Origin of the sequence: Streptomyces musisoli, assembly GCF_016741855.1 — a bacterium.
In the GTDB taxonomy this organism is placed as follows: Bacteria; Actinomycetota; Actinomycetes; order Streptomycetales; family Streptomycetaceae; genus Streptomyces; species Streptomyces musisoli.
Window position 1 is genome coordinate 63,741 of record NZ_JAERRH010000026.1, and the last position, 13,778, is coordinate 77,518.

6 protein-coding genes and 1 pseudogene are annotated in these 13,778 nt (G+C 74.0%); 4 read left to right on the top strand and 3 right to left on the bottom strand.

Going from position 1 to position 13,778, the window contains the following annotated elements; genetic code table 11:
- Nucleotides 1–403: 403 nt before the first annotated feature.
- Nucleotides 404–1,051 (top strand): annotated as a pseudogene (snpA, locus tag JK361_RS36320) (snapalysin); the annotation flags it as partial.
- A 427-nt stretch (nt 1,052–1,478) separates the two neighbouring features.
- Here the strand turns inward: snpA and JK361_RS36325 are convergent.
- Complete coding sequence (locus JK361_RS36325) at nt 1,479–2,573, bottom strand: DUF8017 domain-containing protein (RefSeq protein WP_201826591.1); 1,095 nt, start codon at nt 2,571–2,573, stop codon at nt 1,479–1,481.
- Nucleotides 2,574–2,635: 62 nt separating this feature from the next.
- Between JK361_RS36325 and JK361_RS36330 the strand changes: the two genes are divergently transcribed.
- Entirely contained in the window at nt 2,636–3,106 is a 471-nt protein-coding gene (locus JK361_RS36330) for a DUF4442 domain-containing protein (protein ID WP_236054315.1), read from the top strand.
- Between the two features lie 169 nt (nt 3,107–3,275).
- Here JK361_RS36330 and JK361_RS36335 read toward each other — a convergent pair whose 3' ends face one another.
- Both JK361_RS36335 and galU read right to left on the bottom strand, forming a co-directional pair.
- Entirely contained in the window at nt 3,276–3,452 is a 177-nt protein-coding gene (locus tag JK361_RS36335; RefSeq protein WP_201826592.1) for a cold-shock protein, read from the bottom strand.
- 259 nt (nt 3,453–3,711) lie between these two features.
- On the bottom strand, nt 3,712–4,674 hold the full coding sequence (gene galU / locus JK361_RS36340) for a UTP--glucose-1-phosphate uridylyltransferase GalU (RefSeq protein WP_372448774.1): 963 nt from the start codon (nt 4,672–4,674) through the stop codon (nt 3,712–3,714).
- A 369-nt stretch (nt 4,675–5,043) separates the two neighbouring features.
- Here galU and JK361_RS36345 point away from each other — a divergent pair, with 369 nt between their 5' ends.
- Both JK361_RS36345 and JK361_RS41740 read left to right on the top strand, forming a co-directional pair.
- Nucleotides 5,044–6,669, top strand: a complete 1,626-nt coding sequence (locus tag JK361_RS36345; RefSeq protein ID WP_307787412.1) for an RICIN domain-containing protein — start codon at nt 5,044–5,046, stop codon at nt 6,667–6,669.
- A gap of 456 nt (nt 6,670–7,125) precedes the next feature.
- On the top strand, nt 7,126–13,778 hold a 6,653-nt coding region (locus tag JK361_RS41740; protein ID WP_236054273.1), incomplete at its 3' end, for a type I polyketide synthase.

Here is a 13,778-nt window from a genome sequence, read left to right on the forward strand (position 1 = left end):
GGCGTCGGTCACAGCGCTTCGCGAATTGACCGGCACGCTTAGTAGAGACGACATGGAAGACATCCGGGCATTTGTCCATCTTGGTCCGGATGCGGATCCCGCCGCGCACACGGCGACTCCCCTCGGCCGGCCCGCACGCGTTCTCGCCCCGTGACGTAAGGCTTCTGACGCCGCGACAGTCTTCCCTCCAGCCCGCCATGTGCGGACCGGAGACCCGTGCACTGCCCCGGCGACCTCCCGTGTCCTACGAGGCGAGGTAGTGGCGGGGGCCCGTTGCGCTCCCTGTCGAGCCGTTCTAACAATGACGGCCCACAGGACGTCGCCGCAGTTCGGAACCGGTCTTCACGCAGAGTCGACCGCGCACCGGGGGTTCGGCGTCACCGAGTGAGTAGGAGCCCCCCACATGAAGTCGTCCCGAATGTCCGCGAGACTCCTCGCCCTTGCTCTCGGCCTGGCCTCCAGCGCGTTGGGCGCGGCGGTTCCGGCCGGCGCCCAGACGGCCGACACCCCGTCCGGTGCCACCGGTACCTCCGTGGCGCGGTACACCGGGTCGGTCGAGGAGGCCGCGAACAAGGCGTTCTTCGAGGCCGTGCTGGAGTCCGTCGCCGAGAAGCGTGCCGCCCAGCCGAACGCGCAGGCGGTGACCCTCCACTACGACGCCTCCCAGGCACCGAGCTTCCGTTCGCAGATAGCGAGCGCGGCCGAGATCTGGAACAGCTCCGAGTCCAACGTAAAGCTCCAGGAGGCGTCGACCGGCAGTGCCGACTTCTCCTACCGCGAGGGCAACGACCCCCGCGGTTCCTACACCTCCGCCAACGGCCACGGAAGCGGCTACGTCTTCCTCGACTACACCCAGACCCGGCAGTACGACTCGGTGCGCGTCGTCACCCACGAGACGGGGCACGTGCTGGGCCTGCCGGACACCTACGGCGGGCCGTGCAGTGAGCTGATGTCGGGTGGCACCGCCGGCCCGTCCTGCACCAACCGCTACCCGGACGCCGCCGAGCGCTCGCAGGTCGACAAGCTGTGGGCCAACGGACCCGCGCAGGCCCCGGACGCGACACGATCGCCCCAAAGCACCGGCCCGCTCGCGGGCGGTGTCGCCGGTGAGGGCGAGGATCCGATCGGGGGCGGGGCCCAGGCCCCCGGCACGCCCGCGCCCACCGCGCCCGGACGCGGACCCGTGGTGATCGTCATCGGCTGATCCACGGCAACGGCGGATCACCCGACAGTGCGTACCAGGGAGTGCCCCCGGCCCGCCGTGCCTCGTCGCCCAGGCGTGGAGGTCTCACGCGTGTGCGTGCGTCGGGTGTCACGCGCGTACGGCGGCGAGGGACTCGCGGGCAGGGCGATTTCCGGCTCCACCGAACGGCGTCGGCGCTGTCAACTCCCGCCGGCCCCGGCCCCGGCCCCGGCGCGGAATCGGCCGGCGCCTCCGGTCCCGGACCGTGCTCAGGCGGGCCGGGACCGTGCCCGCGTCACTCCACGACCGGGTCGCCGTGCAGCCGGACCGTGCTGAGGATCTTGTTGACGGTCGCGTCGGACAGTTCGTCCTTGACCCCCTTGACGCCGTGGAGCGTCCACGAGACGAAGCTGCCCGTGGAGTTCTTGAAGGCGAAGGTGACGGCCTTGCCGTCGGTGTCGCACTTGTTCTTCTTCGGCACGCCGACGACGTACGACGTAGCGACACTGCCCTTGAGCCCCGACGCCGTCGTGAAGGGCTTCGCCTTGCCGATCCGCAGATACTTCTTGGCGGCATCCGACTGGTCCGTGTACCCGCCGAACGCGAAGGTGGCCGAGTCGCCGCGGGCGATGCTGGCGGTGTCCTTGGCGCCGTTCTCGCCCTTCGTGCCGCTGCCCGCGATCGCGTGCGAATCCTTGCTGCCGCCCTCGTCGGAGGTGCAGTGGTCCGGCTTCAGGAACGTGCTCCCGGAGAAGCCGATGTACGCCGAGCCGTCGCCCTTCGCCTTGTCCTGGAAGAAGGCGAAGATGCCGGGCCGCTCCACCTCCCAGTCGGCGGGTACGTCGAACGCCGTGCCGTACTTGGGATTGACCACCACCTTCCAGCCCGCGACGGTCGGCTTCGCCGTCTCGTTGGAGCGCGGGTTGTCGGTCGCGGACGAGGTGGGCGAGGCGGACGCCGAGGTGGCCGTCGGTGACGGGCTGGTGGTCTGCTTGTCCTTGCCGTCGTCCGCCTCGTCGTCCTTCGAGCCGCCCAGCACCAGATAGCCGGTCACGGCGGCGGTGACCACGACGGCCGTGGCCGCGACGATCGCGATCAGCTTCGTACGGCCGCCGCCGCCCTGCGGGACCTGGGGCACGGGAGTGGTGGGCTGCCCCCACTGCGGCTGCTGTCCGTACGGGCCCGGCTGCTGCTGGCCGTACGGATTCGGCTGCTGGGCGTACTGGCCGTCCTGCGGCTGCTGCCCGTGCTGCCCGGCCTGCGGGTACTGCTGGTAGCCGGACTGCTGGTACGGGTTCGGCTGCTGCTGACCCGGCTGCTGGTACGGGTTCGGCTGCGGATTGTGCTGCGGGTTCTGCGCGCCCCCTGGCGGCTGCTGATCTGGCCACATGGCCAGTAACCCTAGTGGCTTGGTCCAGCCCCTCTGTTCAGGTTCGGCTACTCATGAGTAACATGGCGGCCATGAGCGCAGACCAGATGTCGATCGGCGAGATGCTCGCCGCCACCGTGCCCATGGCCCGGACCCTGAACCTGGAGTTCGTGGAGACCACGCCCGACAAGGCCGTGGTGTCCCTGCCGGACCAGGGTGCGTACCACAACCACGTGGGCGGCCCGCACGCCGGTGCGATGTTCACCCTCGGGGAGTCGGCCAGCGGCGCCATCGTGCTGGCTGCCTTCGGGGACCAGCTCTCGCGCGCCGTGCCGCTCGCCGTACGGGCGGAGATCGCCTACAAGAAGCTGGCGATGGGTGCCGTCACCGCGACCGCGACGCTGGGTCGCCCGGCCGCCGAGGTCGTCGCGGAGCTGGACGCGGGGCAGCGCCCCGAGTTCCCGGTGTCGATCGAGATCCGGCGCGCGGACGGTGCCGTGACGGGCGAGATGAGCGTCCTGTGGACGCTCCGGCCGACCGACCAGGGGAAGTGAGCCGCGAGCGGCCGAACGGTCCTGCGCCCCGCCCCCGCCCTGTCCGGGGCGGGGCGTCGCCGTTGTCCGGGGCGGGGCGCTGCCGTCGTCCTGACGGGGTGAGGTGCTGCCCTGTCCGGGGCGAGGTGCCGCCGTCCGGGGTGCGTGACTCGCTCCGCTCACCGCGGGTTCATCGAACGGCGATGACGTTGGTCGCCTTCGCGCCGACCACCTCGAAGGCGACCCGCTGACCCTCGCGCGTGGTCTGCGTCTCCATGCCGGAGAAGGGGCGCCTCTCACCGTTCTCGTCGGTGATGATGCCCACCCCGTCCGTGTCGTTGTAGACGGCGATCGTTCCGAGAGGCATCGTCCTTCCCTCCGTGGAGTGGTCGTGAGGCTGCCGTTTCCCCCCTTGTGAGCAGAGCATCACCCACCGCTTTCCGGGGAGGAAGGGCGCAGCGGTGCGTCGGCCACTGTTTGACCGGATGTCAGCGGGGCCATCGGCCACGATCACCGGCACCTTCAGCCACTGTCCGTCGAGCCGGTCCAACAGCCCCAGAGCCAGGGGCGCCTTGGACGCATGCCCGACCTCCTGGGGTATCCCGGCCCGCCGCGGCGGCGCCGCCTCAAGCGGCCCGGTGACGTTCCTCCGGACCGGCCGCCGTGGCCGGCAGGTCCGCCACGAACTCCTTGAGCCAGCGGGTGAACCCGGGGCCGAGGTCCGGGCGGGCGCAGGCGAGCCGGACCACCGTGCGCAGATAGTCGGCCTTGTCGCCGGTGTCGTAGCGCAGGCCCGAGAAGACCACCCCGTGCACCGTGCCGTCCGCCGCCAGCTCCTGGAGGGCGTCGGTCAGCTGGATCTCGCCGCCGCGGCCCGGCGGGGTGCGCTCCAGGACGTCGAAGACGGCCGGTTCGAGGACGTAGCGGCCGATCACCGCGTACCGGCTCGGTGCGGTCCCGGGCGCCGGCTTCTCCACCAGGGCGGTCACCCGGACGACGTCGTCCTCGCCCGTCGGCTCCACCGCCGCACAGCCGTAGAGGTGCGTCTGCGCCGGGTCGACCTCCATCAACGCGACCACGCTGCCCGCGCGCCGGTCCCGGACGTCGAGCATGCGGCTCAGCAGCGTCTCGCGCGGATCGATCAGATCGTCGCCGAGGAGGACCGCGAAGGGCTGGTCCCCGACGTGGTTCCGGGCGCACAGCACGGCGTGGCCGAGGCCGAGCGGGTCACCCTGGCGGATGTGGTGGATGTCGGCGAGCCGCGCCGGATCGCGTACGGCGTCCAGGCGCACGGTGTCGCCCTTCGCCGCCAGCGCCTGTTCCAGTTCGAAGGCGTGGTCGAAGTGGTCCTCGATGGCCCGCTTGTGCCGGCCGGTGACCATCAGGACGTCGTCCAGTCCGGCCGCGGCGGCCTCCTCGACGACGTACTGGATGGCGGGCTTGTCGACGACCGGCAGCATCTCTTTCGGCGTGGCCTTCGTCGCGGGCAGGAACCGGGTGCCGAGGCCGGCGGCCGGCACGACCGCCTTGCGAACGGTCCGGGGAGGCACGGGGATTGCCGGGGGCTGGGAGGCGATCATGCGGCCCATGCTGGGGCACACGGATGAGAGCACGCCGGGAGAATCATGGGAACAGGCTGTGGGTGACTCGGCCGGAAGCCCCGGGAAGCGGAGATTTCGTGTGCCTTCCGGCTTCAGCCGCAGGGGAGTTGGCCTCCGGCGTGGAGCCCGGAGCGGTAATACCGGCGGTAACCGACAAGTAATCGGCGCAAGTTACCGCCGCGGTCATTCCCGCTCCTTGTTTCCCGTGAGCCGACTGTGCCAAGGTGAGCCTCCCCGCGGGAGGGCAAAGGCCGACGACGACGTCGAGCCGGCCCTTTAGGTATGCACCAATCAGGCGCTGTATTCCGACGGGACGCCGTTGCGCATTCGGTCCTGCGGCTGGAAAGGAAAGTTTCCGTGCAGTCCCCTCACCCCCCACGCCCGCCCTATCCGCCCGTACCCGGTCCGACCGGGGAGTCCGACCGCACACTCGTCGCCCGGCTGAACGGTCCCGACGACGGCCGCCATCACGCCGTCGCGCTGCTCCTCGCCCGGCACTGGCGGGCCACCCGCGACTACGCCGTGGTCTGCCTGGCCGCCGCCGGCCCCACCGCCCAACTGGTGGCCACCGCGGCCTTCCAGCAGGTCCTCGCCCGGACGGCGGGCGGCGTGATCGGCGGAGCCCTGCGCCCGCAACTGCTGGCCGCTGCCCGCGACATCGTCCGCACCTGGGCCGCGGACGACGTGGCCTGCATCGCCCTGCCGGAATTGCGCAAAACCACCGGCGGTCGCGGACTGCGGGCGACAAAGCCCGGGCCACCGGAAAGCAGGCAGCTCGCCGCCCGCGCATTCCAGGCACTTCCCGGAGCCTCCCAATGCCTTCTCTGGCATGTGGAGGCCGAGGCCGAACCCATAAACATACCGGCCGGTCTGTTGGGCGTCGACACGGCCACCGCGACGACCGCTCTGGAGCAGGCGCGCGAACAATTCCGCGCCGGTTGCGTACGCGCCCACCGGGAACTCGCTCCCACCAGGGAATGCCGGTTCTACAACCGGCTCCTCGACGTCCCCATCCGTCGCGGCGGCGCCCTTCTGCCGGACGTGCGCCGGCACCTGACGGTCTGTCCCCACTGCCGGTACGCCGCCGAACAACTCGGCCACTTCGACGGCGGCCTGCCCCTGCTGCTCGCCGAGGCCGTGCTCGGCTGGGGAGGTCGGCGCTACCTCGACACCCGGCCCGGCCGCGGCGCCCCCGAGGAGCGGCCGATCCCACCCGCCCCACCCTTCCCACCCTCTCTTCCTGCGGCGCCCGCCGCATCCGGCGGCCGGCACCGCACCGCACCGGAGCGGCGGCCCCGCACGGTCGTCGCCCTCGGCCTCGCCCTCACCGCCCTCGCGTTGCTCGCCACCGCCCTCGCGGCCGGGAGCCGGTCCGATGACAACGGTGTCCCCGTCCCCGGCGCCACCTGGGGTGCGCCGGCCGGAGGCACCACACGGCCGGGCACCACACGGCCGGGCGGCACCGGCATCCACTCCGGCACCTCCCGCTCGACCGCGCCCGACGGCACGGCCGTCGAGGTCGCGCGCGGCGCCCTGCGCGGCCTCGCCTCCGGGCTCTGCCTGGACGTGCGCGAGCACCGGTTCGCGGCGGGCACCGGCGTCCGGCTCGCTCCGTGCTCGCCGGCCGCCTCGCAGCAGTGGTCGTACCGGGACGACGGTCTGCTGCGCAGCGCCGCCGACCCCGCCCTCTGCCTCACCGCCGACCCCGGGACGAGGAGCGTCGCGCTGGCCGGCTGCCTCGTCCACGCGGGCGAGGTGTCGTACGACTTCACGGTGCGCGGCGAGCTGCTGCTCCGGCGGCGGCACGGTCTGGCCCTGGAGCCCGGTTCCGGCCGTTCCGGCACACGGGTCGGCGTTGCGCGACGCGACGGTTCGCGGCAGCAGCGGTGGGTGCTGGAGCCGGGGACGACGCCGGGGCCGGCCGTGGACGGGGAGCCGCGCTCCGGTGCCGCGTCGGCCGCCGTCCGGGGGTGGCCCCGCTGACCTGAGCGGGGGTCGCTCCGTGCCGGGTGACGCCCGCCCGCAAGGCGGCCGGGGGAGGTGGGGCACCGCGTCCCGCCCTGTCCGTTTCCCATCGGCCCGGTTCGAGCCACCGGCCGGCGCATACGGAATCCACAGACCGCGGCCGGATGTACCGGCGCCTGGCGTGACGGTGGGTACGCGGGGACCCGGCCGCGCGTTCTGACGGGCTTGTGCCGGTGCGGAAGCGTACGGGAACGCACGCTTCCGCACCTCCCAGGCCCGCGAAAGGAATTGCTGGATTTGGCTCCTCTTGCGCCGGATTCTGCGGGCTGGCCGAATCGACGCGACCACGCACCCAAAGGCTGCGGCGTTATTGACCCATGAGTAGCACCTCGCTAGTTTCCGATGCCCTCGCACCAGAGCGTCTCGCCGCACATACCCCCCACCGTGCTGTCTCGCCGATCGTGCCGGAGCATCATGACCTCCCCTGTGCGTGCCCACGACCTGATCCTGTGCCTCACCCCTTTCGGGGAACCCGACGCCGTCCTCGCCGCTGCCGCAACCGCCGCCGGCGCGCTCGGCGTCCTGGACCTGGGCACCGGTGACCGAAGATCCCGTGAACAACTGTCCAGGCTGAGCCGGGCGGCACCGGGCCCGTTCGGCGTACGGGTGACCGGGCGCTGTGCCCTCGCACCCGCGGACCTCGGCGCCGCCGTGGACACCGTGGTCCTCACCCCGGACGCGACCTGGACGGCGGACCGGCTTCCCGCCGGGTGCCGCGTGTTGGCCGAAGTCGGCGATCTCGGCCAGGCCCGTGCGGCCGTCCGCGCTGGTGCGCGGGGGCTGATCGCCCGGGGCGGCGAGAGCGGCGGCCGGGTCGGTGAGCTGAGCACCTTCGTCCTGCTGCAACAGCTTCTGGCGGACGCCGAGGCGGGTGACGTCCCCGTGTGGGCCTGCGGGGGCATCGGCCCGCGGACGGCGGCCGCCGCCGTGGCGGGCGGCGCGGCCGGTGTCGTCCTGGACAGCCAACTCGCCCTGCTGCCCGAATCGGGGCTGCCCGAGGCGGTCCGGGCGGTGCTGCGGTCCCTGGACGGATCGGAGACCGTGGTTCTGAGCGGCCACCGGGTACTGCGGCGACGCGGCCCGGGCGCTCCCCGGCCGCCCGCCGACGACCCCGAAGCGGTCGCGGCCCTGCTGGGTGCGCACGAGCCGCACGGCCGGCTGCTCCCGGTGGGGCAGGACGGCTTCCTCGCCGCCCGGTTCGCCGAGCGGTGGCGGGATGTACGGGGGGTCGTGCGCGCCCTGTCGGCCGCGATGCGGGAGGTGGTCGAAGCGCCGGCGACGGCACCCGCTGGTGGGACCTCGTGTTTCGGGGCGACGTCGGCTGGCGGGGGCTCGTGGTCCGGGGGGTCTGCGGCGGCGTCGGCCGGTGGGGGCTCGTGGTCCGGGGGGTCTGCGGCGGCGTCGGCCGGTGGGGGCTCGTGGTCCGGGGGCTCTGCGGCGGCGTCGACCGGTGGGGGCTCGTGGCCTGGGGCGGCGGCAACCGCTGGTGGGGGCTCGTGGTCTTGGGCGGCGGCATCCGCTGATGGGGCCTCGTGGTCCGGGGTGGCGGCGGCAGTATCCGCCGGTGCGGCCCTGCGGCCCGGGGTGGCGGCAGCAGTATCCGCCGGTGCGGCCCTGCGGCCCGGGGCGGCCATGAGCCGGGCGCTGGGCACCCGGCTGCCGGTCGCGCAGGGGCCCATGACCAGGGTCAGCGACCAGGCCGGATTCGCCGCGGCCGTGGCCGACCACGGGGCGTTGCCCTTCCTCGCGCTGGCCTTGGCCGACGGCGAACGCACCCGGGCGATGCTCACCGAGGCGCGTGCCGTGCTGGACGGCCGGCCCTGGGGCGTGGGCGTGCTCGGCTTCGCCCCCGAGGACATCCGCAACGCCCAACTGGAGGCCGTGCGGGAACTGCGGCCCACGCACGCGATCATCGCGGGCGGCCGGCCCGCCCAGGCCGCGGCGCTGGAGCAGGCCGGGATCCGCACCTTCCTGCATGTGCCCTCGCCGGGGCTGCTGCGTCAGTACCTGGACGCCGGCGTGCGCAGATTCGTCTTCGAGGGTTCGGAGTGCGGGGGCCACGTCGGTCCCCGGGCCTCCTTCCCGCTCTGGGAGGCACAGCTCGCCGTCCTGGAGGACTTTCTGGCGGGCGCCGGTGCGGGTGCCGGGGGTGAACCCGGTGCCGGTGCCGACCCTGGTGCTGGTGCCGACTCTGGTGCCGGCTCCGAGGCCGACCCCCGTGCCCGTGCCGGTGCCGAAGCCGGGGCTCCTGCGGCCGCCGCCGGCGGCGGTGGGGGAGCGGCGCCTTTGCTGGAGGTGTTCTTCGCGGGCGGCATCCACGACGAGCGGTCCGCCGCGATGGTCGCCGCCCTGGCCGCGCCGCTCACCGCCCGGGGCGCCGCCGTCGGCGTCCTCATGGGCACCGCCTACCTGTTCACCGAGGAGGCCGTCGCCCGCGCTGCCGTCCGGCCGCTGTTCCAGCGGCAGGTACTGGCCGCCGGCTCGACCGCCCTGCTGGAGACCGCGCCCGGCCACGCCACCCGCTGCGTGCCCAGTCCCTTCACCCGCGACTACCGTGAGCGGGAGGCCGCGTTGCGCGCGCAGGGCGTCCCCGACCGGGAGGTCTGGGAGCGGCTGGAACGGCTCAACGTCGGCCGGCTGCGCATCGCGAGCAAGGGCCTGGACCGCGCCGACGACGGGGAACTGCGGACCGTCGACGAGGAACGGCAGCTCGGCGAGGGGCTGTTCATGGCGGGCCAGGTCGCCGTCCTGCGTTCGGCGCCCACCACCCTGGCGGCCCTCCACCATGCGGTGACCGACGGCGCCGCCGACTTCCTGAACGCGCGAGCCGCATCCGTCGCGGAGGCCCCGGGGGGCGGGGAAGTCGCAGGGCGGACGGCGGGCGCCAGGGCTGAACAGGCCGCCGGAGCCGGACGGTCCACCGCGGTCGTGGGACCGGCCACGGGCGGGGAGGCCGCGGAAGGCGCGGAGGCGGCGGGGGTCGTGGAGGCGGCGGGGGTCGTGGAGGCGGCGGGGGTCGTGGAGGCGGCGGGAGTCGCGGAGGCCGCGGGAGTTGCGGAGGCGGTCCGGGCCGTGGAGGCGGTCCGGGCCGTGGTGGCGCGGGTCCGTTCCGTTCCCGAACCGCCGGCGCCCCCGCCGCTCGACATCGCGATCGTCGGCATGGCCTGCATGTTCCCGCAGTCCCCCGACCTCGCCACCTTCTGGGCGAACATCGTCGCGGGACGCGACGCCGTCACCGAGGTCCCCTCCGGCCGCTGGGACCCCGCCGTGCATCACGCCGCCGGCACCACCGCGTCGAAATGGGGCGGCTTCCTGCCTCCCGTCCCCTTCGATCCGCTGCGCTACGGCATCCCGCCCGCCTCCCTCGGAAGCATCGAACCCGTCCAGCTGCTGTCCCTGGAGGCGGCCCGCAGAGCGCTGGAGGACGCCGGATACGGCGAACAGGGCAGGGAGTTCGACCGCTCGCGCACCTCCGTGGTCTTCGGCGCCGAGGCGGGCAGCGACCTGTCCAACGCCGTCACGCTGCGCGCCGTCCTCCCGTCGTACTACGGCAAGGTCCCCGAAGCCCTGGAACAGCAGCTGCCCCGGCTCACCGAGGACTCCTTCCCCGGCATGCTGGCCAACGTCATCTCCGGCCGCATCGCCAACCGACTGGACCTCGGCGGCACCAACTACACGGTCGACGCGGCCTGCGCCTCCTCGCTGGCAGCCCTGGACGTGGCCTGCAAGGAACTCGTCTGCGGCACCAGCGACACCGTGCTGTGCGGCGGCGCCGACCTGCACAACGGCATCAACGACTACGTCCTGTTCTCCTCCGTCCACGCACTCTCCCCGACCGGCCGGTCCCGCGCCTTCGACGCCTCCGCCGACGGCATCGCGCTCGGCGAGGGCGTGGCCTGCCTCGTCCTCAAGCGGCTCGCGGACGCCGAACGCGACGGCGACCGGATCTACGGTGTGGTCAAGGGCCTCGGCTCCGCGAGCGACGGCCGCTCCCTCGGCCTGACCGCGCCCCGCCCCGAAGGCCAGCGGGCCGCGCTGGAGCGGGCGTACCGCAACGCCGGGGTGCCGCCGGCGGCGGTGGGGCTGCTGGAGGCGCACGGTACCGGAACCGTCGTCGGCGACCGCACCGAACTCACCGTGCTCGGCGAGGTGTTCGCCGAGGGCGGCGCCGCGACCGGCGGCTGCGCGCTCGGCTCGGTCAAGTCGCAGATCGGGCACACCAAGTGCGCCGCCGGACTGGCCGGACTGATCAAGGCCACGCTGGCGCTGCACACCGGGGTCAAGCCGCCCACCCTGCACCTGGAGCGGCCCAATCCGGCCTGGGACGAGGCGGACAGCCCGTTCGTCTTCCACACCGACGCCCGGCCCTGGGCCGCGCCGGCCGCCGAACGCTTCGCCGGGGTCAGCGCGTTCGGCTTCGGGGGCACCAACTTCCATGTGGTACTGGCGGCGTACGGAGACGGGTTGCCGCCCCGGCAGGCTATGGACGCCTGGCCCGCCGAACTGTTCCTCTTCCGGGGCCGGGACATGGCGGCGGCCCGCCGGGAGGCCGAGGAGATCCTCCGGGCCGCCGAGTCCGAGGGCAGCCCCTGGCGGCTGCGCGACCTCGCGCTGGCGGCGGCCCGCCGCGCCGACACCTCGAACGAACCGGTACAGGTGGCGACCGTGGCCCGCGACACGGGGGAACTGATCGGGCAGCTGCGGCACATCCTGTCGGGGGACCGGGACCGGGATCAGCAGCAGAACCGAGACGCCGGGATCCACTTCGCGGGTGCCGGCGCAGGGCCCGACCTCGCGGATCCGGCGGCCCGGCCCGATGGCGCGGAGGTGGCCGATCGGACCGATAGCGCGGTCGTGGCGGCCCGGCCCGGCCTCGCGGACCCGGCGGCCCGGCCCGGCCTCGCGGATCCGGCGGCCCCGCCCGATGGCGCGGAGGTGGCTGATCGGATCGATAGCGCGGTCGTGGCGGCCCGGCCCGACCTCGCGGATCCGGCCGCCCGGCCCGATGGCGCGGAGGTGGCCGATCGGACCGATAGCGCGGTCGTGGCGGCCCGGCCCGACCTCGCGGATCCGGCGGCCCGGCCCGATGGCGCGGAGGTGGCTGATCGGACCGAAAGCGCGGAGGAGGCTGCCCGGACCGGTCTACCGGCCCCGGCTGCCCGGTCCGATCGGCCGGGCCCTGCTGCCCCGACCGATCGCCGAACGCCGGCCGTCGGCCAGGTCGCCTTCCTCTTTCCCGGACAGGGCAGCCAGCGCACCGGCATGCTCGGCGAACTCCTGGTCGCGCTGCCCGAGCTGCGGCACTACCTGCACCTCGGCCGCGCCCACGCCGACCGCATCTTCCCGCCGGCCGCCTTCGACGACACCGCCCGTGAGCGCCACCGGGCCGCCCTCACCGACACCCGGACGGCACAGCCCGCGCTCGGCATCGCGGGCCTCGCCGCCCACGCCTTCCTCACCTCGGCCGGCGTCCACCCGGACATGGCCGCCGGGCACAGCTACGGCGAACTGGTCGCCCTCGCCGCGGCCGGCGCCCTCGACCCGGAGACACTGCTGGAGCTGAGCGCCGAACGGGCCGGGGCGATCCTGGCGGCGGCCGGGGACGACCCCGGCACCATGGCCGCCGTGGGCGCCTCCGCCGAGGACGTCGTGAGCGCCCTGCGGACGGCCGGGGCACCCGAGTCGGTCGTCGTCGCCAACCTGAACTCGCCCGAGCAGACGGTGATCTCCGGTCCCACGGCGGATGTCGAAGCCGCGGTACGGGCCCTGCGCGCGGCGGGGCTGGGCGCGCGCCGCATCCCGGTGGCCTGTGCCTTCCACAGCCCCCTGGTGGCCGCCGCGGGCGAACGGTTCGCCAAGGTGCTCGCGGACAAGCCGGTCCGGGCACCGGAGTTCCCCGTCTGGGCCAACCGCACAGCCACGCCGTACCCACCGGATGCCGACGCCGTGCGCGCCGGACTCGCCGCGCAGATCGGCGCCCCGGTGGCCTTCGCGGCGCAGATCGAGGCGATGTACGAGGCCGGGGCGCGGATCTTCGTCGAGGCGGGCCCGGGCACCGTCCTCACCCGGCTCGTCGGCCGGATCCTGGGCGACCGTCCGCACCGCACCGTCGCCTGTGAGCCACGGGCCGACAGCGGCCTGGCCGGCTGGCTGGACGCGCTCGCCCGGCTCGCCGTCGCCGGGCAGCCGGTGCGCACCGCGTGGCTGTTCCGCGGCCGTGACGCCGTCGACGCGCTGCGTGGACCGGCGCCGAAGCGGCCCGGCTGGACGGTCGACGGACACCTCGTCCGTACGGCCGACGGAGCACTCCTGCCCGGTGCCCTCGCGCCGGCCCGACGCGTAGTGGAGACGAGTGTGACGACCGACCAGCCGAACGGCACCCCGGCCGACCGGGACGCGCTGATCTCCGAGTTCCTGCGCACCAGCCGGGAGATGATCGCCGCTCAACGGGACGTGCTGCTCACCTACTTCGGAGCCACGGCACCCGGCGCACCGCTGGCACCCGACGCACCTCTGGCGCCGGTCGTCCCCCTGGCACCGGTCACACCTCTGGCGCCGGCGGTCCCGCTCGCACCGGTCGCACCTCTGGCGCCGGTCGTACCTGCGGAGTCCGCCGCGCCGGTACCGGTCGCCGATACCGCCAGGACGTCCCAACGCCCGCCAAGTGGGGCCGAGACGAGGCCGCCGGGCGCGGCGACGGCGGCGGAGGACGTGGAACGCGTCGTACGGGAGGTCATCAGCGAACGCACCGGCTACCCCGTCGACATGATCGAGCCCGGCCTGGACCTGGAGGCCGACCTGAGCATCGACTCGATCAAACGGGCCGAGATCGCGGGCGAACTCGCCCAGCGCCTGGGCATCGCCGGCGGCGCCGAACTGCTGGCCGACTCGGAGCTGGAGGAGCTGGCCAAGGCGCGCACCGCGGCCGCGGTGACGGCATGGCTGACGGCACGGATCGACGCGGCCACCGAGACCGGCCCCGCTCACACGCCCGACCAGGTACCGGACACCCGGCCGGCATCGGAGGCGGCAGCCACTTCCGTGCCGGACGCTCAGTCGACATGGCG